The following is a 25,084-nucleotide window of genomic DNA, read 5'->3' as shown; positions in this document are numbered from 1 at the left end:
CTTTCACCCCTACGCAACGGTTTTCATAACTTAGCCTTATCTCATCGGTTCAACCTTATACCCACGATCCCTTAACTTGGCAATTAATCCGTCGGGGCCAATCAGATGTCCTGCTCCGACTGCGATTAGCGAAGAATCTTCATGAATCATCGGAATAATGTTACTCATCCATTGTTCATTGCGTCTGGAGCCTAATATTTCAAAAAAGTGTTCCGTCATTTTTTTGAAATGTTGTTTCTCTTCATTTTGAATGTTTTCGAGCTCTGAAAAATTCATGTTCTGTTTATTCAGCGAATCAATAGCCATCAAACCGCTCATGCTTTGCTCTTTATATAATTTGGATGCAAGGTTCATTGAAGCAGAAAACGTTTCAGGATATTGCAATATTGCTTTTAAAGAGGCGGCTTGGTATTTCAGATTGATCGAATATCTAAGAGAATCCAAATAAGCGGTTCTCTTATTTACTTCCTCTAAGGTTTCCATAAAGAGTGTCTTTTTGTAATTTTGCTTCCCGATTAGTAAAATAAATCGATCCATACCCGTCTCTTTTCCTCTAATATTTTGATGGGCTATCATACTTATAAAGAACGAACACCAGAACATTGGTTTGTATTTGAAATATTGAGGATTCCCTTCTCTTAGTATTGAATCGACAAACTGAAAGTCACTATCGCTATATAATGTTGCATAAGTACTGTCTTGGGGCATGTAAACATATTCAGCAAGATCTATTTCCTGATTATCCAAATCATAAGCATCACATTCTATTGCCACCTGCTTAGCCGCGTTAAAAGCTTTTCTGAATCCCGAAATACTATCCAAGAACGTGCGACCAACATTGTGCATCGTTCCCAAAAGATATGAATCATGTTGTAAACCGTTGCCCGAAATTCTCCAAAGTAAGCTGTTTTCATTGTTATTCAATTCGGCCTCTTGTGTTGATTGAGCCGAACAAATCCCTATTGAAAAGGACGAAAGTAAAAATAGGGCAATTAAGATTCTCTTTGTTTTTTTATAATTATAAAATGTGGGGGTGAATAAAGACGTAAAATCCGGATCAGGCACTTCTAATAAAGATACAGTAAGTTTATGTTCATCGATGAGAAATTCATCAAAGAAACTATCACAAGCAATATCTTGCATGCAAGAATTACATATCGCGACGGTTTTCATAACTTAGCCTTATCTCATCGGTTCAACCTTGTATCCGCGATCCCTTAACTTGGCAATTAATCCGTCGGGGCCAATCAGATGCAATGCTCCGACCGCAATTAACGAACAATCTTCATGAATCATCGGAATAATGTTACTCATCCATTCTTCGTTTCGGGTAACAATTAATACATCATTCATATATTTAAAATAATCACGTATGATTTGCGGAGTATCCTCAAGTTTTAGCTGTTTAGTTAAAGAATCTATCGATAACTGAGTTAATGCTTGTTTGAAATAATATTTCTTCATTTGATTCACGAAAGAACGTGTACTATTGGGATGCCTTAATGTATTTTGCAACATTTTAGCTTGATAGTGTAAGTCCATCACATACCCTAATGAATCAAATTCAGTTGCTTTTCGACCGATATCTTCAAGAGTTTCCATAAAACAGATTTTCTTATTATTCTGATAACCAATTAATAAGATAAATCCATCCATAGAACTCTGTATGTTTTTGATGCTGTCATATATTACTATCTTAGCTAAGATCGTATTCCAAAAAAACGGTTTATACTTGAAATATTGACGGTTGCCACTTCTCATTATGGAATCGACAAACTGATAGTCATCACCGCTGTAAAGCATGGCATAGGTCGTATCTTGGGGCATAAAGATATAGTCTTTTAGTTCTTCTTTAGGTTTAGAGTTTCTATTAGACTCTGCTGTAAACATGTCACATTCTACCGCCACCTGCTTGGCCGCATTAAAAGCTTTTCCGAATCCCGAAATACTATCCAAGAATGTTCGGCCAACATTGTGCATCGTTCCCAAAAGATATGAATCATGTTGTAAACCGTTGCCTGAAATTCTCCAGAGCAAACTGTTTTCATTGTTATTCGATTCGGCCTCTTGTGTTGATTGAGCCGAACAAATCCCTATTGAGAAGGACGAGAGTAAAAATAGGGTAATTAAGATTCTCTTCATTTTTTCTGTGTTTTTATCATTATAACAAAAGGATTTTAGCCCACCTGTCATTTTCTATATCGGAAGCAAACAGGGATAAAAGACTTCCGGGAAAACCTGTAAACAGCGAAAGATTCTATTATCAAGTGATTCGCAATTCTTTCAAGCAAGTGTACTTTTTCATGTTGTAACTGCATATATATTACCATAAAACATCCGGTCGCGAATTTAGAATATATTTTCCACACATGCAAATTCCCCAAGTGAAAAAACGCCTCATAGTAACTTTATTTAACTTTTTCATATATACACTTCCCGAACAATATCACCGAGCCGACCTGTTGAAGCTGTCCCACGGCCAATCCTTTCACCCCAATCTTAAACAGTTTTACCTGGATTCGTTCCCATTGCCAGCGTTTCTGCTTTTCACAGTTGTTGAGTTTGATTTCCTGCATGCCGGTGATGAGCTGAATGATACTGCTCTGTTCTCCGGCCGATTGGGCAAAACGTCTGTGGTCCAACTCACGGCGATACCTCATAAAAGAGAGTATCCATACCACATACAAGGCATTACCGACAAGAAAAATGCCAAGAACAACTAAATTATAATAAGCCAGCACAATGGCGAACACAAAGAAGTTGACAAATGAAAAAAGCGTACTGATGGAATTGCCCGTAAGAAACGATTCGATACGTCCGTGATCACCGATACGCTGCATGATATCGCCTGTCATTTTCGTGTCGAAATAGCGAAGAGGCAATTTCATCAATTTGGCCAGAAAATCCGAAATCAAGGCAATGTTTATTCGTGTATTCATATGCAGCAATATCCAGCTGCGGATAAACTCCACGGAAAGGCGGGCGATAAAAATAATGAGTTGAGCAATCAGAATCAGCGTGATAAAACTCAGGTTCCCGTCACAGATGCCGATATCCACCAGTGACTGGGTCAAAAACGGGAAGATCAGTTGCAGGATACTCACTACAACCATTCCCAGTATTAGTTGAACAAGCTGACTTCTATAAGGTCTCAAGTATCGAAGGAAATACCGGAGACTGCGATTGCGATTTTCTTTTTCATCCTCGCGATCGTAAAACTCCGGTCCGGGTTGTAGAAGCAGAGCAGCTCCTTTATCTTCGTTCTCTTTCTTTGTACTCAGCCAGCATTTTTTTAAATCGGCTTCGTCGTAGGTTACTAATCCTAGTGCCGGATCGGCCACATAAATTCGATATCCGCCTTTTTTATTCTTCTTTATATTGTAAACCACCACAAAATGGTTTTGTTTCCAATGTATGATACATGGCAACGGAGCTTCTTCGACTAACTGTTCGAACGAAATCATAACTCCTGATGTACGAAAGCCGATATATTCTGCCGCATCGCTTATACCCAATATGGAAACTCCTTCACGTGTAATAAACGAATGTTGACGAAGGGTTTTCAGACTGTAGTACCTGCCATAGTGCTTGGCTATCATGCGCAAGCAGGTTGGACCGCAATCTATGGAGTCTAGTTGAAGAGAATACGGAAATAATATCAACATACATTAAATCACACAAATTTAATTGCTATATAAAGGTTCAGAATTCGATTGAGGATAATAAAGCTATCACAATAAATAACAAAACAGAAAGTGTTTATTGCGAATATATAGACATAAATTCCCTTGGAATATCTTATCCAACCTTTAACATTCTCACCACCAGGACTATCGCACCACACATAAGCAAATTAGCAAAAAATGAAATTTACACACTATTAAAGAAATTATACTTGGAAAAATTTTATAATTAATAGCCAATTTTCAACCTCCAACACACTTATCATTGATGCTAATACTGGAAAATACATTGGGATCCGAGAATTATTGTCATTAAAAGTAATTTTCTTGAATTACTTATCAGAACAACGTAAATATAAAAACTTTACACTCCTATTCTCCCTCTCAAGCCATTTGTATAAATAAAAAAATACAACTATTAATTTCAAAAAGCGGATATACTAACCCTTCTTAGCAAACAAAAACCAAATATCGAATTACATGTAAATCAATTCCAATTTTAATCGAGAATATATTCACAAGGACTATCTGCCTTCTGAATACATCTTTACTATCCAATCCCAACAAGCATCATTACCGACAAGAAAATCCGACCATTTATTTGGTATATAAACAGTAGGCCGAATATGAGACTCATCGCATTCATCCATATTGGGACGATTAAAAACCTTATGACTCACATAACCTTTTACCTTTGTATTCGGCAATTCCCAAGCCAATAAATCCCCGTAACTACAAGGTTTGTAAGAACTGTTACCACCAACCACTAGACCTATTTCATTATCAATCGATTCAGTCACAAGCATACCAGCACTACTATACGTATTGCTATTTTGGATAAAAATAACGTTACCATTAAAGACTTTATCGCTATCCGTATTTACAGTGTAGATATTTTCGTTTTTTTGAAATGGAAAAGAGTCTTTTTTTTCTGATAAATAGGATACATCATATAAGCGCCCTAACTCATAATCATCACCTTTATTGGATAAAATGTTTTTATATTTCTCTGATAGCAAGGGGTATTGCTGCTCCCATAATTTTGAAAACCGTATTTGAACTTTTGATTTATTTATTTCTTTTATAGGTTTTAGCCATGACAATAATTGTTTGCATAACATACTATTCCCCCCCCGATTATTCCTAACATCCACAACCAATGTTTTTATACCACCTGCTTCCACCTCTTTAAACATATTCTCTAAAAAGCTATCAAACCTTGGGTATAAAAGAATTTTTTTTTCTACTTCATCTGAAATATCCTTCCAGCCTATACCCCTACTTTGATAGTATTGCTGTAGAAGAGATTTTTGATCAATACAGGAATTAAATTGCAAGTAACAAATACTCTTATCAGAATATATTTTATAAATAAACGGCATTTTTGTATCTTGCCTAACAGAATTTCTGCAACTATCAGGTCGCTTCCATATAATATTAAGCTCATTCATATGTACTGGTTTTAATGTCATTCTAGTACTATCAGAAAATGTAAAGCATAAAGAAGAATCCGCAAAACAGTTCGATGTATTTTTCCATAAAGAAAAGACGGGTAAAACATTGACAACATTCTTATAAAAACAGAAAATATTATCACCGCTTATTAGAGTTTTAAAACTTTCTACTACCTTCAATATCGTGTGACCATTAACTTCTGAAATCTCCTTACCAAGATACTCTTCCATTCCTTCACTTATCCCTCTTAAATATATTTTTTTATCATCATCTAAGAAAACTGCGAATGGATATATCATACTTTTTTTATAATCAGGCAACAAAGTACTATGTCCATCTTTCAAATGAGAGAGTGCAGATTGTAAATAAAATCTAAAATCAGCAACACTCTTACACAAAGCCATCTTCGTATATCCGTCTTTTCTTAAACTATCAATGTCAATTGGTGGAGTATTTGAAAATGCAGGATGAGTCGTCTCTATCATATTTACAAACAAAAGAAAATCTTTCTGATAAACATTTCCATTTAAATATATATTTAAATCTTCCACTATCTTATTCGAATATTTATTAAATTGAATATTTTGTCCTTTTAACAAAAGAGAGCTCAATACACCAATCAATAAAACCATATTATAACGCTTTAACTTCATGTCTTTATGTTTAAATGTTTGAAAATTTGAAATTTGTTAACGCATGATCAGGAAAAGACGACGACTAATGCAAACCATCAATACCCCGGCTTTGCGCCCATAATAGATAACGTATGTCCAAGAAATCTTCTAACATGGATTTTGCTGGAATACAGCAATCTTCTTTTGTGTTTCTTAAATCTGTACAACCACCATCACAGGATGGAAATAAAACACAAGATCTACATTTCTCATCGAATAAAGCATCGTTTTTAATCATCATATCCGCAAATAATGCGTAATCAGTTATGATATCTGGTTTAAAAATACTACCTACAATTTTATCCTTTAAACCTAAATGATGCCAGCATTTATATAACTCTCCACTTGCACCCACAACAAAAGCATTTAAAGATTGACACATACACCCCTTTCCCACTCTTGTCGGATATAAAGAATGCGCATATACCCTGTTATTATAATATAGATTTTTAAGAAAAGACGCCTTACTTCTACTGTCATCGTAGCACTCTCCCAACTCCTCCCTCCCTATGTAATTCTTGACAAATGCAGGGTACAAATTCACTCGTTTATTATATTTTAAACGCAATAATCTATATAAAGGTTCATATTCTTTTGAGTTTTCCTGCAAAACATTCATTCTTACTGTTATATTAACCTTATTAGACACCGACAACAAGAGATCAATATTTGATAATATTTTATCAAAACTACCTTTTCCATTCACTAGATATCTTGTACTATCATGAGATTTTTTCGTCCCATCCAATGTGATTTGCATACCACCTATTTTAAGCTCATCTACAAAATCTACTATTTTATCTATATTATATCCATTTGTGATCATATATGAGCTATAATTATTTATGATTGCTTGCATATTATTTGACAGCTTTCGAATAACGTCTATTGCTAGAGTAGGCTCTCCACCATACCATATTACATTAAGCTTTTTAATATTTTTTTTTCGCTTCAAAAAATCAATAATGCCACTCTGAACTCTGTCGGTCATCTTCTTTTTAGCTTTATTACCTTCATAACAATAAGGGCAATTAAAATTGCACGCTTGCGTGGGGGCAATTGTCAATGACATAACGTCTGGATTAAACCTTTGAGTAATGGCGGATAACACTATTTTATTTCTTTCATTTTCATTTGATTCTACAATAAAACGTTTATCAAACAAAAAACGATATTGTCTATCTTTTGCTTCAATACAATTGGGATCATTTTTTATTTTTATAATAGTCTCATAACCTTCCTGATTCAACTTTACAAACATATTTGACAAAGAACTATATAACAGATATGCTTGTGCTTTTTCTGAATAATACATATAGTTATAAATACTCCATTCCATAATAAACAGTTTGTTTAAAGCGCCCAAAAAAACAGCCTTGCCAATATTTATATTGCAATAAATCAAACAACTATGCCTTTTTTTGAGCACACATTATACACTACACTTATGAATGAAATGCATCAATCCAGCAACCATCAACAGAACAAGCGTCAATGGGACACAATTGTACAGGACATGCGTTTCCACCACATGCGTTTATTAGACAACCGTCACCACCGCATGCATTACCTCCACATGCATCAGTTACACAAGCATCACCTCCACAGGCATTGCCTGCACAAGCATATACCCCTCCAATAAGAAAAGACTGTTCCATATGGGACAATTGACTTTTAGACAATCCATAGTCAATAACCTCAAAAGATTTTCCTTTTTTCAATCTTAGTTTTTCTAATTTTTTCATCACGGTAAAATTTTAATATGTCGGGAGCAAAGATAATTATCCTCCCTTTCTTGCTCCAATTTATACTCCGCTTTTCTAACGAACGGTAGCATTTTTCCTAACGAACGGTCGTTTTTTTCCGATAAACGGTATATTTGCCCTTAACTGCCGTTTCATAAATCCACACAAACACACGCTATCTTTATCCGGAAATACCGAGTGACCGATTGAAAAGACACTTATTCATTGCGCACTTTCACTGCCCCATAGAAATACCTTTCAAAATATATCATTATATCGTTTTTATAATCCGCACCACTTGTTTTTAAAATCACGCATCCGTCGGCGAGCAACAGTATACAATTCGTCATCATATTGCATTACCACAATCATTTCTCCATTTTTATGTCGGACACTTTGCTTATGGTACAAATTTAGAATATACTTTTTATCATTATTGTCCACTAAAAATCGCTAAGCGTTTTTTTTAGATCATTGATATTTAGATAATTGTAGAGAAAATCCGAGAGAACGGACTTGAATTGGCAAGGGGCACAATCTTTTTTCATATCTTATGATATGTTTAAAGATAAGTATGTATTCACTCAACTTACATCCTTCTTGGATAGAAGTAAGTTTAATCGTATTGTTGCCAAGTATCAAGTCGACAAATACGTCAAGTCCTTCACCTGTTGGAATCAACTCCTCGCTATGATGTTTGGCCAGCTTTGTAATCGTGAAGGTCTTCGAGACCTCATAGTTGCATTGCAAGCACATCAAGAGAAGTGGTACCATCTTGGATTGGGTAAATCCGTTACTCGTAGCAATCTTTCGAAAGCTAATGAAAACAGAGATTACCATATCTTTGAAGACTTCGCATACTTACATGGTCGAGCAAGCTAGAACAAAACGAAAGACGAATATATTCAATCTTGGTGGCAACGTCTATGCGTTTGATTCTACAACGATAGATTTATGTCTAGATGTGTTCTGGTGGGCTAAATTCCGTAAGCATAAAGGTGGTATCAAGATACACACCCTATACGATATAGAAACTCAGGTACCGACATTTTTCCATATCACCAATGCCTCGGTACATGACAGCAGGGCGATGTGTGAGATTCTTTATGAATCAGGTTCTTATTACATTTTCGATAGAGGCTATAACAGCTTCAAGGATTTGTATAAGATTGATATGGCTGATGCTTCCTTTGTTGTGAGAGCGAAGAAAAGTCTTCAATTCAAGTCTATCAAATGGAAAAGGTGAATGCCTAAAAATGTCCTTTCCGACTCAGAAGGGATATTGACTGTTTATAAGTCCTCAAAGGACTATCCAATCAAAATCCGTAAGGTTGAGTATTGGGATGAAGAACAGAATCGTCAATTCGTTTTCCTTACAAATGCTTTTGATTTGACCGCTCTTCAAGTTGCCCTACTTTATAAAAACAGATGGCAGGTCGAGTTATTTTTCAAATGGCTCAAGCAACATCTGAAGATAAAAAAGTTTTGGGGAACGTCAGAGAATGCAGTACGAATCCAGGTCTATTGCGCCATCATATCGTACTGTCTTGTTGCTGTCCTTCAGCACGACATGCAACTTGAAAGAAGCATATATGAGGTACTTCAGATCCTTAGCATTTCACTTACCGACAAGTCTCATTGGGTTGATCTCTTCAGTCAATCTAAATTCAATAATGTCAAAGATCAAAGTGGTCTTGATGGACTTAGTTTGTTTGATAATTTTAATTTTTAACCTGTCCGATAATTTTTAGTGGACACTAGTGTGTCGAAATAGCGAAGAGGCAATTTCATCAATTTGGCTAAAAAATCTGAAATCAAGGCGATGTTTATCCGTGTATTCATATGCAGCAATATCCAGCTGCGAATAAATTCCACGGAAAGGCGGGCGATAAAGATAACGAGCTGTGCGAATAAGATCAGCGTGATAAAACTCATGTTACCGTCACGGATACCGATATCCACTAAGGACTGAGTGAGAAACGGAAAAATCAGTTGCAGAAGACTCACCACAACCATTCCCAGTATTAGTTGAACAAGCTGGCTCTTATAAGGTGTCAGGTATCGTAGGAAATACCGGAGACTGCGATTGCGATTTTCTTTTTCATCCTCGCGATCGTAAAACTCCGGCCCGGGTTGCAGAAGCAGAGCAGCTCCCCGATCTTCGTTTTCTTCCTTCGTACTCAGCCAGCACTTTTTAAATTCCGCTTCATGATATGTAACTGATCCCAACGCGGGGTCTGCAACACGGATACGATATCCTTTTTTATTTCTTTTAACATCGTAGACCGTCACAAAATGGTTCTGATTCCAGTGTACGATGCAGGGCAACGGGGCTTCTTCCACCAATTGTTCGAATGAAATCATTACTCCCGATGTGCGAAACCCGATATATTCCGCCGCATCGCTTATGCCGAGCATGGAAACTCCCTCACGCGTAATAAACGAATGTTGACGAAGGGTTTTCAGACTGTAGTACCTGCCATAGTGCTTGGCTATCATGCGCAAGCAGGTTGGACCGCAGTCCATGGAATCAAGCTGAATGAATTGAGGAAAAGAGCTCATTCGCTATGGGTGGATATGGCATAGATTCGGTCTTCCAATAACCAATTCATAATTTGATGGTGGCGGACATAAAAATTGATATACACAGTGACAACAGGGCTCCATATCTCTAATTTGAAGCCAAGATCTCCCAAATTTTAATTCGTTATATAAAACATCATGTATTTTATCTCTAAGGTCGCCAATGGGTGGATGATTTACATTGGCGTAAATAGCTCCATTGGGAAGTATCGTAATTCGTCCAAAGTCAATATTGTTAATTTTTTGGTTAGAATACACCTCTCTTTTTGTAAGCTTAATATCTTCAATATCTGATTCATCGCTATAAATTATTTCCTCGAAAAATTTAATATTACTACCATTAAATAAAGGCAGACATCGATATTTAATTACATATGGATTATTACTAACAATTTCCTCGTATCTTTTATACTCCTTCTCATTTTGGATAATAAAAATATATTTTGTCTTTTTGGCATATTTTTGATTGAATAATCCATCCAAATTAAAAGGATTTTCCATTAAGAGACATATCGGACATATTATTGTTAATTCGTCAAATTTTGATTCAAGTACTTTTTTATACTCTGCTTTCCATTCGTCAAATCTGAAATGAAAATTAATAATATGCGCTTTCTCACGCATTATACGAATTATGTCAGACAAAAAAGCATGCGACATTATATTTCCACCTAGTATATTGATACGGTTTATCTGTTTGTCAATAACACGTTTAAAAAACTCGGCAAGAAGTTGACTGTCTATTTCAAGATTTGATTCAATATACGAGTGAATTTGATTAAATAATTTAATGTTTCTCAGGTTATTTTGTTTGCCTCCATTGATATAAATAAAAACTTCCTCTAAATAATTCATTACCTCACTATTTATATTTATCCAATCATAAGTATCTAACTTTTCAAAGGCTCGTTGATTATTTATAATTGGCTTAAATACAGCGGGTCTGCAGCTGTCATTTTCAATCGGAATAACATCTCCGTTAAAAGTGTTTTGAACCAATGCAATAATATCAGACAAAGTTTGATGATCTGCTAATGTGTCTGAAATCGCAATGCATTTTTGTTCCGCTAAAGCATATAGTAAATCTCGATTTTTACCGTTTACGGGAATAATAAGTTTACTTCCATCAAGAGTATTATACAATAAACATTCTTTGTCTGTTTTAAAAAGCAAAGTATAAGGTTCGATATATAGCCAGTTTTTCATGATTAAAAAATTGTAATTTCGTTCATAACCCTTTTGTAAGCCCAAGAATTGTTTTCTAAATAAGTAACATTCAAAGAAAGATATTCGGCAAATTTTGTACCTGATTTATAATTATGACATTTCACGTTTTTTTCTTTTATATTCAAGTAAAACATACATTGTGAACAAGATGCTTGAGAATAACAACTTCGACATTGATGGTGTAGTTTTTTGCAATAATAATTATATTTCTTAGCTATCTTATCAGTGTCAAGTTCAACCCCGTTTTCAGTTACATATCCCACAGAAAATTCATGGTCTATTCTTTCACAAACTAAAATACGACCGTTTACTGTAAGATACATCTTCCTTTCAAAAGGGACACAAGAACCCGTGTTCAATAATGAGTATTTCTTATCTCCATACAATAACAACCGATAGTCCTTATACACTTCATTGCTTAAATGATGTAAGAAATATGTTAAATTAGAGATGCGAGGCGAATTATACATAAGCTCCTTGTCTATTTTCAATGATCTGGATGAATTATCAATACTCTTGAATACACTTTTCTGTAGCAGACTGAATTTCTTTTCGTCTTTTATCCCCGAATTATTGATTTCTGATAATTGAGTCGTTTTATCAAACTCTCTTTTAAAGAAATCCACAATTCTATTTACATCGCTTTTAGAATGAAAAACACTATTAAACGCAATGTTTTTTTTAAAATACTCTGGATTTGTTATTTGAATATTCTTTAAATTTCGATATATAATGGAAAAAGAGTTCTTGTTTTTAGGTGTTACTCGTTCACAATTATCTTCTTCAGCTCCATCTAAACTGACAAGAAGTTTAAAGTTATGCTTAATTAAATAATCAATATGCCTATCCAAAAGTAATGCATTGGTTGTCATATTGTACATTACATTTATACTTGAAGGTAGATTTTTCGAAATATATTCAACAATCTTCTGTATCAACTTAAAGTTCATCAACGGCTCTCCTCCATAGAAACCAACTGCAATATTGCGTTCCTCTGATATCGAGATAGAATTTTCCCAACGATTGAATAAATAGTCCAGTAAATGTTTAGCTGTTTCGAAACTCATGTTTTTACTTTTGCGTTCATCGTATCCGCTATACATGTCACCATAGGCACAATAGCGACACCGTAAATTACATTTATCAGTAACTTCAAAAGTAAGTACCTTTAAGTCATTAATTTGTCTGTCTATTATGTGTTTGTTAAGTTTACCGAACTCTTTTATTCCAATATCTTCATTAGTAAGGAAGGTGTTATCCACCAAATAATTATACTTATCAATATACCTTTTGATGATTTCAGTAGGATAGCTTTCTAATTCTATATGGGAATATAACTCATTATCAGTAATGTCTTGTTGTTTAAGAAGGATAATTGATTTAAGTACGGGATGTAATGGAATGAATTCTTTGTCTTTGTAGGAAAAAAGATAGGAATTTCCACTATTTGAAAAGAATATGATATTATTTTTAAGCATAACTGTTAAGTTTTTATTTTTTTAGCTTCCCCATCAAAATAACATTATTATCGTTGATATCTAACTTTGCGTTGAGTTCCGTTATTCTTTTTCGTACATCGGGTTGTAAATCATCTTTTTTGAGCGACTCTTCCAATAGTTCTTTTAATTCTATTGGTTCCATTGCGTAAGTGAAATAACCATCTCGAATACGAAACGAAAGGAAGAACGGATCAAATTCCCAACCGCCTAAGTAATCATTTATGATGCGAACGTACTGAGATTTCTTAGTTTTTTTGTTCGTTAAAATTAATTTTGTAGACTCTACATCGTTATCAGGATTAGCTCCCATTCTCAAATTCAATCTTGCTACCAAATAATCATCAGGGAGTTCCATATACCGATATCCAAGAGTACCCGCCTTAATGGGTGCATTTAACGTAAAAACAGGATTCACGCTGTTATTTTTTACATTGTAATGGTAAAGTGTATCCGGTTTTTCTTGATAAAAAACTCCCAATTGAAAATCATAGGACGATGTGTTCCGAAAAGAATATACCTCATTGCTGTAATCGGGAATAACAGCGTATTGCTCTGCCGGTACTGATTGCAAAAGTTTTCCGCTAAAATCCTGTGTCCAGCATACCATTTCTTGCTCGCCTCGGAATGGAAGACTAATAACAGTAACCTCTTTACGTTCGTTATTTACATAAAAACTACCTTTAGGCAACTTTGCTGCAAGAGGAATACACTCGTTTTCTAAAAATATTCCCTTTAAATCATACGTTAGAATCTTTTTAGCATTATGAGAAACGATATAAATACGCTCTTTTTTTTCATTAATTTGGGAAAAATATACATTTCGATATTCTCCGGGGCCTTGCCCTCTTGCTCCAACATCGCAAATGAATTTTCCGTTTTTATCGAATAATTTATACGAAAACTGTCCATATGGTTGCATTCCTAAATAATTATCCGAAACATAAATTACACCTATTTTACTAAAAGCTTCATCTTTATTCTCCAATGGTATTACTTCCAATGACTCCACCAATTCAGAGAGCGGAAATTCTATTTCGCTTTTTACATCGTTGATGTTTAGGGAGAAAAAAGATGTTTCTTTAATGTCCTGTTTCTTTTTATTACCAGAAGTACAACCGATAATAAGACAAAAGATAAATGTAAATACGATTATTTTTGGTCTTGTTTTCATTCTATTTTTCCGAGTAGCATGTTTCTACAAATGTGAAATACAAGAATTTCTTTAAAACATACAGGGATCAAAATTTAAAGAAATTCTTGTATAAAGATACGAGTTACGGCATACCGGGAGCTTTACTTCCTCCATATACTGTCACGTCTCCACTTCCGGGCCAGGAACAATGCTGGTTTCCGCCGGGTGAATATAAATTACCATCCCAATTGCTGCTGTAGTTATCTTCATCTCCACTTGGACCATCGCATCCACATCCGCAAGTGTTCCCACCCCGAAGCATATTCATTGCCCGGTCTTCCATTTCAGCTTGATTTAGCTGATTTAATTTGATTTTTTTTAACTTTTTCATACGATAAAATTTTAATATGTCGGGAGCAAAGATAATTATCCTCTCCCTCTTGCTCTAATTTATACTCCGCTTTTCTAACGAACGGTAGCATTTTTCCTAACGAACGGTCGTTTTTTCCCGATAAACGGTATATTTGCTCTTGACCAGTGTTTCATAAATCCACACAAACACACGCTATCTTTATCCGGAAATACCGAGTGACCGATTGAAAAAACACTTATTCATTGCGCACTTTCACCGCCCCATAGAAAATACCTTTCAAAATATATCATTATATCGTTTAATGATTATCCGCACTTATACCTAAACTCATTTCTATAGCTTACACAAGCTACGAGCAATCTTCCAAAAAGAGCTTCTCCCAAATATCGGCGATTAAACTTGTAACAGAATTCATCTAAGTAATTTTGTAAGAATTCGGGCTTGATGTCATGGAACGTATTTATCAACTGTCTCTTGGCATTGCTGATGGCGATATGGACCCAGGGTAAGACCTCGCCCACTTTCTCTTTGGGGATAACCTGAGAGTGGTGTCTCTAGGTACAAAATCTTTCAATTCTACATAAGAGGTAGAATGATCCGTGTCAACTTCCCGCACATCTGCGGCTAATTCCTTAACCGCCTTATTGATCGTTTCTTTCTTCAAATCATCGATTACTTTCATTTTCAAATAGCCGACTCTTCGTGGTTTTTGACCGGTTTTCGGAAATTCAACCATTTCACTTTCTGCCATTACTAAAACTTTGCTTTTCTTTTGACTGCCACGTCCACGCTTCAAGGGTTTATCTTTTTCCTCTTGACTCATCTCTGTGGAAAAATAACCCTCATCCAATTCTATACAACCTGCAAGGACATATTCATCATCTCTTTTACCCATGGCCTCGCGAAGTTTGTGAACCATATGCCAAATAGGATGATAACGATTATGTCCCAATTGACGCTGGATTTCTTTGGCCGAAAATGTCTTTTTCGTTGACGTGAGCAGATGCATGGCTATAAACCAATAACGAAAAGGAAGTTTCGATTTATGCATTACCGTTCCACTTTTTAGCGTGGTGCGCGTTTTGCAGTGTTTGCATTCATATTGCTCCTTGTCTTTTTTCCAATAATGATCCGTGCCTCCGCATTTGGAACAAACAACTCCTACTTGGTCGCGATATGCCTTAAACTTTTGCTTGCAGCTTTCTTCGTCTGGAAAGTGAGATAGAAAATCGATCAGTGTCATTGCCTTATTTTTTTTGCAAAGATAATCATTTTAGGTAAATATGCGGAGATTCATTTATTTTTAAGCATAACTGTTAAGTTTTTATTTTTTTTAGCTTCCCCGCCAAAATAACATTATTATCATTGATATCTAACTTTGCGTTGAGTTCCGTTATTCTTTTTCGTACTTCGGGTTGTAAATCATCTTTTTTGAGCGACTCTTCCAATAGTTCTTTTAATTCTATTGGTTCCATTGCGTAAGTGAAATAACCATCTCGAATACGAAACGAAAGGAAGAACGGATCAAATTCCCAACCGCCTAAGTAATCATTTATGATGCGAACGTACTGAGATTTCTTAGTTTTTTTGTTCGTTAAAATTAATTTTGTAGACTCTACATCGTTATCAGGATTAGCTCCCATTCTCAAATTTAATCTTGCTACCAAATAATCATCAGGGAGTTCCATATACCGATATCCAAGAGTACCCGCCTTAATGGGTGCATTTAACGTAAAAACAGGATTCACGCTGTTATTTTTTACATTGTAATGGTAAAGTGTATCCGGTTTTTCTTGATAAAAAACTCCCAATTGAAAATCATAGGACGATGTGTTCCGAAAAGAATATACCTCATTGCTGTAATCGGGAATGACTGCGTATTGTGCTGCTGAAACATATTGCAGAAGCTTCCCGCTAAAATCCTGTGTCCAGCATACCATCTTTTGTTTACCTTGAAATGGCAAGTTAATAACAGTAACTGTTTTGTGCTCATTGTCCACATAGCAATTTCCTTTAGGTAACATCGCTACTAACGGAATGCACTCGTTTTCTAAAAATATTCCCTTTAAATCATACGTTAGAATCTTTTTAGCATTATGAGAAACGATATAAATACGCTCTTTTTTTTCATTAATTTGGGAAAAATATACATTTCGATATTCTCCAGGACCTTGCCCTATTGCTCCAATATCTCCTATAAATTTACCTTTTCTGTCGAAAAGTTTATATGGGGATTGGTCATAAGGTTGGCAACCGATGTAATTATCCGAAATATATATAACACCTATCTTACTAAAAGCTTCATCTTTATTTTCAAGCGGTATTATCTCCAGTGATTCCAGTAGTTGAGATAGCGGTAATTCTGTTTCGCTTTTTACATCACTATTGTTTACTGAAAAAAACGATAATTCTTCTGCCGTTTTTTTCTCTTGTTTGTTATTAAATGTACAACTTGTAATTATTAAACACATGTAAGCTATACCCAAGTTTTGCATTCTCCGTATCGTCATTTTTAATATATTTTAAAAAAAAATAATAAATCTGCTCTAAAAACACTAAAACCAATTTATTTTATTTGTTTACAACTTATTGTAGACGAATGATTGTTTTGTGTAATTTTCAAAATACTTATGGGGAAGACTCAAACAATAAGTAAAAAAGATTACACTAAGTAAAGACAAGAATTTCTTTGAATAATTAAAAAAAACAATATCCAAAGAAATTCTTGTATAAAATAAACTAGTTACGGCATTCCAGGCGCTTTACTTCCTCCGTAAACTACAATTCCTCCTCCTGTGCCAGGCCATGAACAGATGATGCTGCCGTCTGGGGAATATAAATTGCCATCCCAATTACTGCTGTAATTCTTTTCCTTACTACTTGGACCGTTACATCCACATCCACAAGTGTTCCCACCCCGAAGCATATTCATTGCCCGGTCTTCCATTTCAGCGTGATTTAGCTGATTTAACTTGATTTTTTTCAACTTCTTCATACGATAAAATTTTAATATATTGGGAGCAAAGATAATCATCCTCTCCCTCTTGCTCTAATTTATACTCCGCTTTTCTAACGAACGGTAGCATTTTTCCTAACGAACGGTCGTTTTTTCCCGATAAACGGTATATTTGCTCTTGACCAGTGTTTCATAAATCCACACAAACACACGCTATCTTTATCCGGAAATAAAAAATTTGACGGATGGAAAAAACAAGAGAAAACTTCACGAAATAGTCGATCTGCACTCCGCATCGTTGAGTGGATGTAATGTCAGGATGATAAATTTTTAATAGTGTTTTAAAATTATCGAATTTCGTTTATATCAACTTATGCACAATATTTTAAATTCCAGGTATTGTTAAATTTATATAGTACTATTATCTTTGCTGAAAAAAAACTATGGATTGTCCAAGATGTGGAAGCATAAATCATCGTAAAGATGGCATTGTCGGTGGTCGTCAGCGCCATTATTGTAAAGATTGTCATTATCGTTATATTGTTCAACAGAAATCTAATACAAAATCAGCTGCTACTCGTAGATTAGCTTTGGAGATGTACACTTGGAGGGCTTAGGTTTTAGAGCAATCGGACGCATATTGAAAATAAGTCATACAATTGTTTACTATTGGGTAAAAGAATGGGGTGAAAGGGTGGCTTTACCACAAAAAGAGGGACCTGTTTCAGTTGTTGAATTAGATGAGATGCACACATATATAGGTTCAAAAAAACTACTGTTGGGTATGGATTGCTGTTGATCGATTTGGAAAACGATTTATCTCTTTTGTCTGTGGGGAGAGAAGCACAGATACAGGGATGAAGCTTTGGAAGAAGATAAAAAACATTCCTGCATCTGTGTATTATTCTGACTATTGGAAGAGCTATAAGGAATTTCTTCCTAATGTAAAACACATTCAAACGAAGGCAGAAACTTATACAGTCGAAGGTTATAATAGCAGAATAAGGCATTATTTAGCAAGGTTCAAACGAAAAGGGAAGTGTTATAGTAAGGCAAAACATATGATAGAAAAATCCCTAAAATTACTTTTTCTAAAACTAAACAACGAGCTGGCTATATGTGTTTAACAATACCATAATAATAGATACATTCATACGATAGCTCATAGGTTAAAGTGCTTTTGGAAAATGTTCTCCAAATTTCAAAAACCTAATGAAGGGATAGTTAAAATATGTGATATTAATTCTTTGAGTTAATATAGTTAAATTTTTCTAAAAACCCTGGCTAATTGATCCTGTATTTGAATAATATTATATCTTTCCCTATATATTTTTCTGCAATTTAGAGACATCGTTGCGTATGTTTCTTCACTTACATCTAAAATACTGTTTATTCTATCAGCTAATTCCAGTGCATTCATTTCAACATCATCATCCTTTTCTACAATATTTACCTTATACCCATTAACTCCGTCTATAATCATTTCCGACAATCCTGTCGAAGTAGTCCCTACGACAGGTAAACCGTGCATCATCATTTCAATAGCGACATAGCTACATTGCTCTGTGAATGATGGTAACACTCCCACATCTGCCATTTGATAAAACTCATATACAACTTTTCTATCTATTTGTCCGGTAAATGTTATTTTGCTCCAACAGCCCATAGTTTCTTCAAAATATATATTTTCTTTACCACTTCCTATTATAATAAGCCTACTTTTCGGATGTTTCTTTAAGCGAGATTGAAAAGCCTGTATCAATTCCCTGCCTCCTTTTGCTTTGTCTAAACGACCTACGTACAATATCAGCTTTTCATTTTGCCCAAAGGCATATTTTCTCCGCAAGGTTTTCTTTGTTATTTTTTTGTTTTCTGTACTTTCAGAGAGTCCATTATAAATCAATTCAATTTTACCATCGGAAATTTCATAATCATTGATAAGAAGACTTTTTGCGTATCTTGATAAGCAAAGGATGATATCAACAAATTCAAACAACACTTTATCTCTGTTAAACAAATGAATGACCTGATATTCCGTACTATTCTTATGGTAATCCTCTTCCTTTGCGTTAATTATTTTTCTAAAACGTGAAGTGTTGCCTTGTAAAATAAAACTCCAGTCCAAATAATGTAATGTGAAAATCATTTTCCCTTTTGGAAAATATTTTTTTAGATAATCTATCAACGGTTTATGCTCAAAATAATTTATTTGAAAAAGGATATTCTCTGAACCGCTTGTTATTATATGTCGTTTTAATAAGAACAGCACATTTCGGTAATAAGCCTCTTGACTCTTTTGCCAATATTTTTCCCTTGGAATTTCGTATATAACAGCATCTGATTCATGATTTATAGTAAACTCATTCACATTAGACCGTAAGTTCACAATGTGAACTTCAAAATTCTTCATATTGAAGCAAGAACATGAAAGTTGTTCAATATAAGTTTTAATTCCATAGTTTCCTCCGGGACAAACCTCATTGAATATAAAAACCTTATTTGTCATTTATGAATTAAATTTAGTCCAATACCAGCACATCCATTCTTTACCCCTAGCTTCCACTCATAAACATTGTTGTCTGTATTTATTTCATTACAAAAGAAATCGTTTAAACAAACCAAATATCTGTAATTAAGTTGTTTTGATTCAGTCCACAAACGATAATCATTTATAAGATATAGTAGAGATTCCGGCAAAGATTTCCTCTCAATGTTAGATGTAATCTTCTTTAAATCGGATAAATATTCCACATCAAAAAGATTACTATCGTCATAATTATTTTGCAAACGAGCAAGAACATAATGAAAGACACCCTCCAAACCGGTATTCAACGACATGTCCGATATTCTTCTAACATCTCGTTCCATAACCTTCTTGTCAACATTTTCAAGAATATCACTTGTATCTCTGTCAACAAATTTTTGTTCGACCAAATATTCAATTCCCCAACCGATACCTAGATAACCATTTTCAAAATCAATCGGTAATTTATCATGAATTTCTTCAAAAATTTCATCCAATAATTCTCCGGCAAATTCTTCGTAAATCGGATTGTTTGTATAGCGTGAATAATGGTAAAAGAAAATCACAATACCCATCTTCCCATGGAATAATCCAAGGTCATTCAAGAAACTGCTATTTATTATCAAGTGGTTAGCAATTCTTTCAAGCACACGTACTTTTTCATGTTGTGATTGCATATATGATCATATAATATCCGGCTACAAGTTTAGAACATATTTTCCATGTATGCAAATTTTCCAAGTTAAAAAAATGACCAACAACAACTTTAGTTAACTTTTTTATTACATATCCTCATCCCGAACAATATCACTGAGCCGGGACCTGTTGAAACTGTCTCAAAGCCAATCCTTTCATCCCCATCTTGAACAGTTTTACCTGGACACGTTCCTATTGCCAGCGTTTCTGCTTTTCACAGTTGTTCAGTTTGATTTCCTGCATGCCGGTGATGAACTGAATGATACTGCACTGTTCTTCAGTGGATTGGGCAAAACGTCTGTGATCCAACTCGCGGCGATACCTCATAAAAGAGAGTATCCATACAACATTACCGACAAGAAAAATGCCAAGAATAGCTAAATCGATGTGCGAAACCCGATATATTCTGCCGCATCGCTTATGCCGAGCATGGAAACTCCCTCACGCGTAATAAACGAATGTTGACGGAGCGTTTCCAGACTATAATGCTTCCCGTAATGCTTGGCTATCATGCGCAAACAGGTAGGACCGCAGTCCATGGAATCAAGTTGAATGAATTGATGAAAAGAGCTCATTGTCAAGCATCTTTTCGTGCAAGCATTCCATTGTAATATCGCTTCATGAAATCGTACAATACAAGTTCATGTATACGATTTCTCGAACGAAACAATCGATTTAAAGATATATGCACATAGCTATGCAATAAATCTTGTATATTAATCTTATACCGATTACAGATTCTTTGAATATCTGAAACGATGGGACAAATGTCCTTACTCCGTTTTAATACACATAATATGCCAAACCTATTATCTGAAATTGTATTGGCCAATACCGATTCTATTATTAACCTGTTCTGACGATATTTTGTATTGAATTATTTGGCATTGTACATGTTAAAACCGAACTCTTTTTTATAAGAATCACTCATTTTTATCATTATCTCACTTCGATCTTCTATACGGAACTTAAAATCATCAACTCATTAGTGTCCCGTTAAAATTTGGGACGAGTTAAACATTAATCGAACAACCCCGGAATAAGTGGGGCATCGTGCTCTTTGGTATCGTTAAAAATAGTCTTGTTGAACATGTCTTGCAGTGGAGTTTTGTCTGTCAATGAGATGCTGAGGATTTGCAAGACCTCATAGGTCGAGCGCTGCAGTTTCATGTCATGTTGGACAATTGCCACAAGGCAGTAAGTGATGATGGCAGCACAAATCTGAATACGCACGGCATTTTCGGTTGTTCCCCAGAACTTCTTAATCTTGAGGTGCTGCTTCAGCCACTTGTGGAACAACTCTATCTGCCACCGATTCTTGTAGAGGTTGGCTACGTCGAGTGCCTTCAAATGCCTTCAAGTTCGTGAGAAAAGCAAAGTCACGGTCTTGCTCATCGTCATGATAGCGCACCAGTCTAAGTCTCTCGGGATACTTCTTGTTAGAGGCATACTCCGCCACTTCGATTACAGCATCTGCAAGTATATTCTTGTGAAGCCTACGCTTCCATTTGACATTCCTGTACTGCAGATTCTTCTTTGCTCTGACCACGAAAAAAACTTTCACTTTATGGATACGATACAACTGTTTGAACGCATTGTAGCCACGGTCAAATACATAGTATGAGCCTGATTTACATAGAATCTTATCCATTGCCTTGGAATCGTGTACAGAGGCTGTCGTGATATGGAAGAACGCTGGCACAGATGTCTCCAAGTCGTAAAGGAAGTGAATCTTGACACCGCCTTTCTTCTTGCGAAACTTTGCCCACCAGAACACCGACAAGCAGAGTGGAATCGTAGTAGAGTCGAAGGCATACACATTGCCCACCAGAGTTTGAAGATGTCCACCACCCGCTTCTTGCGAGCCAAGTCCATCATGTAAGAAAGCGAAATCCTCAAATATACGGTAGTCGCGGTTCTGATTGGCTATAGCAAATATGGTCTTGGCTACCGGTTTCCTTCCCATTCCAAGATGGTAGCATTTTGACCGATGAGCCTCCAATGCTACAATCAAATCACGCAGACTCTCGCGATTGCAGAGCTGACTGAACATCAGGGCCTGCAACTGGTTCCAACAAGTGAAATGCTTGACATACTTGTCGCCAGAGTACTTGTGAACAAGATAGTTGAAGTGGTTCCTATCAAGGAATGACGCCAACTGAGAGAAGATGAACTTATCTTGAAACATAATCGTCCTTTTTATCAAAGAACGAAAAGAAATCAATTCAAGTCCGTTGACTCCCGAATTTGTTCACAATAGACTATATTTCTATTATTTAAAAGACCGATTAGACCACTTTAATGGGACAGTATTGAAGTCAAATATCTATAACTCTACACCAACCAAGATATCAGATTCTTGCCCATAAATAAAATGACAACTTGATTTATCCGAAAGAAGTGCATAGTCTTGATTGTTTATTTCGTATCTAACTCCCTCTTTTGAAACAATATAATAACGCTTTATCCGTCTCATTTTTTGCCCCCAAAGTTTTGGAAAAAAATGCCCTAATATCGGAATATACAACATGCCACTGCCAGATTCTACATCGTCACTATAGAATATATAAGCAATTATTATTTCTTTCTTTTTAAAAGACAGATTTTTAATATCATGATCTATTTTTCGAGTAAGGTATTTATATGTAAAAAATGCTACTCCCCCCACCATTAATATTCCCCAAATAAAAACACTATCATTAAAAATCTGTATGTGTATATGTGTAGACATATACACAACAACAAATAAAAACAAGAGTAGCATAAAAACAAATAATGAAATACCAACATAAGGAGATTTTGATTTTTTCAACCACTCTATATATTTTAATTCTCTTGATGTACACATGATATTTATCTACAAAATTTAATTTATTTATTCAATCTCAAATTCTTGCTGTGTGATAAACTCATCCAACGACGCATCTGTTGATACCGAAAATATCTCTTGAATGGCGTTAAAAGTTCTTGGATATTTTGAAGATAATATAAAAAGTATTTCTATCAATATCCGGCTATTTTGTCTTATTGCTATACACCTTTCATCTTCCGGATAACCAACTTTTCCATCTTGAATAAGCTGAGCTATACATATAGGACATAAAGTCGCTGCCCAACATGCTTTACATTTACTACTATTCATTATTTGAAAGAATTTTTTATACAAATCAAATATCTTTTCAACATCAATACCATTTCCAATATCTCCAACAGGCTGTGAAAAATCTGTTCTTTCACAAATATGTATCTCCCCATTACAAGCAACGAAGGTGTTGGTTTTTAACAGATAACAGGAATTAAAGAAGTTGTCTGCCAATTTAGGAGTTTCAAATATCCTTGTTAGCATCTCATAAACTTTACTAAAAACGTCTTTTAACTCAATATCCAATTGATAACATCTAATAAGAGATGCTTCATCTTTACAATTACTTTCATACTCTTCTACTCTATCCATCAGATCATAAACAACATTATTATATATTTCTAAGATGTTTCTTTTACTTTTAGATTTAAAACCGATAGAGCTTAAATAATAATCTGCAAATTCAAGAAATCGAAAACTATTAACGCCAGCAAAACGCCCATTTGAATTCATCGTCCTGAAAAAATCTAATACCTCTTTTTTATCATAGTTAGGAGCTTGAACAGCTTGAAAAGAAACATGAGATTTAAAAAAATCCGGATACTTATTTCTTAAAATTTCAATCGCATTATACACCTTTTCAAATGATCCTCTACCCGATGCAAATACTCTATTTTTATCATGCTCTGATCTGGGGCCATCAATACTTATTTGCAAATACACTTCCTCTTTTATACAGAATTCAATAAAATCTTCATCTAGAAGAGTTCCGTTTGTAGTGATAGCAATACAAATATATTTCTTGTCAAAAGGAAAATGAATTTTTTTGATGAAATCAACTATATTTCGCACTACTCTCTTATAAATTAGGACTTCTCCACCATACAATCCTATAATGGGAGGATTTTTTATCAAATAATCCTTTTGAAGTTCAATAGGAAGCCTATCAATAGTCCGGCAATAGTCTTCAATAAATTCCTGAATAGCTTTTTTATACACCTTACTTTTCATTACCTTGTTATCATGACTTTTTCCGGTTTTTTTAATTTCATTTATTGTATACCTACAATATTTACATCTCAAATTACATTTATCTGTTATTTCCAATGTCAACTTCCTTCTTGATGCTCTTTCTTGTGAGTAGTTTAAGACATTCGTAATATTCTCATCAGAACTATCAACTCTGTTTTTTCTTACACCATCCTTAAGGAATCCTGCTCTTTTTATTTGTTTGATAAAATTCAGTTCTTGTAAAGAAAATTTTTTTTTACAATTGTCCGAGACCCATTTTCTTACAATGTAAAATTCTTCCTCTGATAAGAATAGGAAACTATTTACATGACCATCATATAGTCCATAAATACAATATTTAGCAAAATATAGGAGCTGTATTAAAGGAAATTTTGCTTTCATTTCAATGTCCATTTTATCACTCAAACAGATTTATAAAATAAA

General features: G+C 34.8%; 19 protein-coding genes and 6 pseudogenes. 2 read left to right on the top strand and 23 right to left on the bottom strand.

Annotated features, from left to right (window positions below; genetic code table 11):
- Positions 1–36 precede the first annotated feature (36 nt).
- The 6 genes and pseudogenes from BFO_RS00400 to BFO_RS15410 form a co-directional block, all read right to left on the bottom strand.
- Entirely contained in the window at positions 37–1,173 is a 1,137-nt protein-coding gene (locus BFO_RS00400; protein WP_014223569.1) for a TraB/GumN family protein, read from the bottom strand.
- A gap of 9 nt (positions 1,174–1,182) precedes the next feature.
- Positions 1,183–2,142 carry a TraB/GumN family protein gene (locus BFO_RS00395; protein WP_014223568.1) on the bottom strand — a complete coding sequence of 320 codons (960 nt, stop codon included), beginning with the start codon at positions 2,140–2,142 and terminating at the stop codon, positions 1,183–1,185.
- Positions 2,143–2,447: 305 nt separating this feature from the next.
- Positions 2,448–3,665, bottom strand: a pseudogene (locus BFO_RS00390) (cysteine peptidase family C39 domain-containing protein); the annotation flags it as partial.
- A gap of 542 nt (positions 3,666–4,207) precedes the next feature.
- On the bottom strand, positions 4,208–5,791 hold the full coding sequence (locus tag BFO_RS00385) for a S41 family peptidase (RefSeq protein WP_014223566.1): 1,584 nt from the start codon (positions 5,789–5,791) through the stop codon (positions 4,208–4,210).
- Between the two features lie 64 nt (positions 5,792–5,855).
- The gene (locus BFO_RS00380; protein ID WP_014223565.1) at positions 5,856–7,151 is read right to left on the bottom strand and encodes a radical SAM/SPASM domain-containing protein; all 1,296 of its coding nucleotides are present in this window, start codon (positions 7,149–7,151) and stop codon (positions 5,856–5,858) included.
- Positions 7,152–7,257: 106 nt separating this feature from the next.
- Positions 7,258–7,557 carry a Cys-every-fifth RiPP peptide CefA gene (locus tag BFO_RS15410; RefSeq protein WP_087879726.1) on the bottom strand — a complete coding sequence of 100 codons (300 nt, stop codon included), beginning with the start codon at positions 7,555–7,557 and terminating at the stop codon, positions 7,258–7,260.
- A 558-nt stretch (positions 7,558–8,115) separates the two neighbouring features.
- Between BFO_RS15410 and BFO_RS15285 the strand changes: the two are divergent.
- Positions 8,116–9,289, top strand: a pseudogene (locus tag BFO_RS15285) (IS4 family transposase).
- Between the two features lie 29 nt (positions 9,290–9,318).
- Here the strand turns inward: BFO_RS15285 and BFO_RS00370 are convergent.
- From BFO_RS00370 to BFO_RS00335, 8 genes and pseudogenes are all read right to left on the bottom strand, one after another.
- Positions 9,319–10,119, bottom strand: a pseudogene (locus BFO_RS00370) (cysteine peptidase family C39 domain-containing protein); the annotation flags it as partial.
- 3 nt (positions 10,120–10,122) lie between these two features.
- Positions 10,123–11,346, bottom strand: a complete 1,224-nt coding sequence (locus BFO_RS00365) for a TIGR04150 pseudo-rSAM protein (RefSeq protein ID WP_041590493.1) — start codon at positions 11,344–11,346, stop codon at positions 10,123–10,125.
- A 2-nt stretch (positions 11,347–11,348) separates the two neighbouring features.
- Positions 11,349–12,845, bottom strand: a complete 1,497-nt coding sequence (locus BFO_RS00360) for a radical SAM peptide maturase (RefSeq protein ID WP_014223560.1) — start codon at positions 12,843–12,845, stop codon at positions 11,349–11,351.
- A gap of 13 nt (positions 12,846–12,858) precedes the next feature.
- On the bottom strand, positions 12,859–14,037 hold the full coding sequence (locus tag BFO_RS00355; RefSeq protein WP_014223559.1) for a 6-bladed beta-propeller: 1,179 nt from the start codon (positions 14,035–14,037) through the stop codon (positions 12,859–12,861).
- A gap of 103 nt (positions 14,038–14,140) precedes the next feature.
- Positions 14,141–14,389 carry a TIGR04149 family rSAM-modified RiPP gene (locus BFO_RS00350; protein ID WP_041590492.1) on the bottom strand — a complete coding sequence of 83 codons (249 nt, stop codon included), beginning with the start codon at positions 14,387–14,389 and terminating at the stop codon, positions 14,141–14,143.
- Between the two features lie 287 nt (positions 14,390–14,676).
- Positions 14,677–15,614, bottom strand: a pseudogene (locus BFO_RS13925) (IS1595 family transposase).
- Between the two features lie 73 nt (positions 15,615–15,687).
- Positions 15,688–16,866, bottom strand: a complete 1,179-nt coding sequence (locus BFO_RS00340; protein WP_052299210.1) for a 6-bladed beta-propeller — start codon at positions 16,864–16,866, stop codon at positions 15,688–15,690.
- A 248-nt stretch (positions 16,867–17,114) separates the two neighbouring features.
- The gene (locus BFO_RS00335) at positions 17,115–17,366 is read right to left on the bottom strand and encodes a TIGR04149 family rSAM-modified RiPP (RefSeq protein WP_041590491.1); all 252 of its coding nucleotides are present in this window, start codon (positions 17,364–17,366) and stop codon (positions 17,115–17,117) included.
- A 404-nt stretch (positions 17,367–17,770) separates the two neighbouring features.
- On the opposite strand from BFO_RS00335, the pseudogene BFO_RS14665 reads away from it, so the two are divergent.
- Positions 17,771–18,454, top strand: a pseudogene (locus BFO_RS14665) (IS1 family transposase).
- A 134-nt stretch (positions 18,455–18,588) separates the two neighbouring features.
- On the opposite strand, the gene BFO_RS00325 reads toward BFO_RS14665, so the two are convergent.
- The 9 genes and pseudogenes from BFO_RS00325 to BFO_RS00300 all read right to left on the bottom strand — a co-directional run bounded on the left by BFO_RS00325 (position 18,589) and on the right by BFO_RS00300 (position 25,042).
- Positions 18,589–19,833, bottom strand: coding sequence for a TIGR04157 family glycosyltransferase (locus tag BFO_RS00325; protein WP_014223551.1), 1,245 nt, complete (start codon positions 19,831–19,833; stop codon positions 18,589–18,591).
- Positions 19,830–20,528 carry a lanthionine synthetase LanC family protein gene (locus BFO_RS00320; RefSeq protein WP_041590489.1) on the bottom strand — a complete coding sequence of 233 codons (699 nt, stop codon included), beginning with the start codon at positions 20,526–20,528 and terminating at the stop codon, positions 19,830–19,832. Before BFO_RS00320 ends, BFO_RS00325 begins: the two co-directional genes overlap by 4 nt.
- Positions 20,529–20,670: 142 nt before the next feature.
- Positions 20,671–20,928 (bottom strand): annotated as a pseudogene (locus tag BFO_RS16505) (hypothetical protein); the annotation flags it as partial.
- Complete coding sequence (locus tag BFO_RS16500) at positions 20,925–21,059, bottom strand: cysteine peptidase family C39 domain-containing protein (protein WP_231964124.1); 135 nt, start codon at positions 21,057–21,059, stop codon at positions 20,925–20,927. The gene BFO_RS16500 and the pseudogene BFO_RS16505, both read right to left, overlap by 4 nt.
- Positions 21,060–21,124: 65 nt before the next feature.
- A complete protein-coding gene (locus BFO_RS16495) occupies positions 21,125–21,379 on the bottom strand; it encodes a lantibiotic dehydratase C-terminal domain-containing protein (RefSeq protein ID WP_394329992.1) in 255 nt (84 codons plus the stop codon).
- 188 nt (positions 21,380–21,567) lie between these two features.
- Complete coding sequence (locus BFO_RS16340) at positions 21,568–21,846, bottom strand: hypothetical protein (RefSeq protein ID WP_262508928.1); 279 nt, start codon at positions 21,844–21,846, stop codon at positions 21,568–21,570.
- The gene (locus BFO_RS13920) at positions 21,809–22,735 is read right to left on the bottom strand and encodes an IS4 family transposase (RefSeq protein WP_262508927.1); all 927 of its coding nucleotides are present in this window, start codon (positions 22,733–22,735) and stop codon (positions 21,809–21,811) included. Before BFO_RS13920 ends, BFO_RS16340 begins: the two co-directional genes overlap by 38 nt.
- 138 nt (positions 22,736–22,873) lie before the next feature.
- Entirely contained in the window at positions 22,874–23,395 is a 522-nt protein-coding gene (locus tag BFO_RS00305) for a hypothetical protein (RefSeq protein WP_014223548.1), read from the bottom strand.
- Positions 23,396–23,422: 27 nt separating this feature from the next.
- Entirely contained in the window at positions 23,423–25,042 is a 1,620-nt protein-coding gene (locus BFO_RS00300) for a radical SAM protein (RefSeq protein WP_014223547.1), read from the bottom strand.
- Positions 25,043–25,084: the final 42 nt, after the last annotated feature.

The sequence above is a fragment of the Tannerella forsythia 92A2 genome (genome assembly GCF_000238215.1).
Taxonomy (GTDB): Bacteria; Bacteroidota; Bacteroidia; order Bacteroidales; family Tannerellaceae; genus Tannerella; species Tannerella forsythia.
The sequence above is the reverse complement of the archived record's forward strand: the minus strand, read 5'-3'. Positions and strand labels throughout refer to the sequence as shown.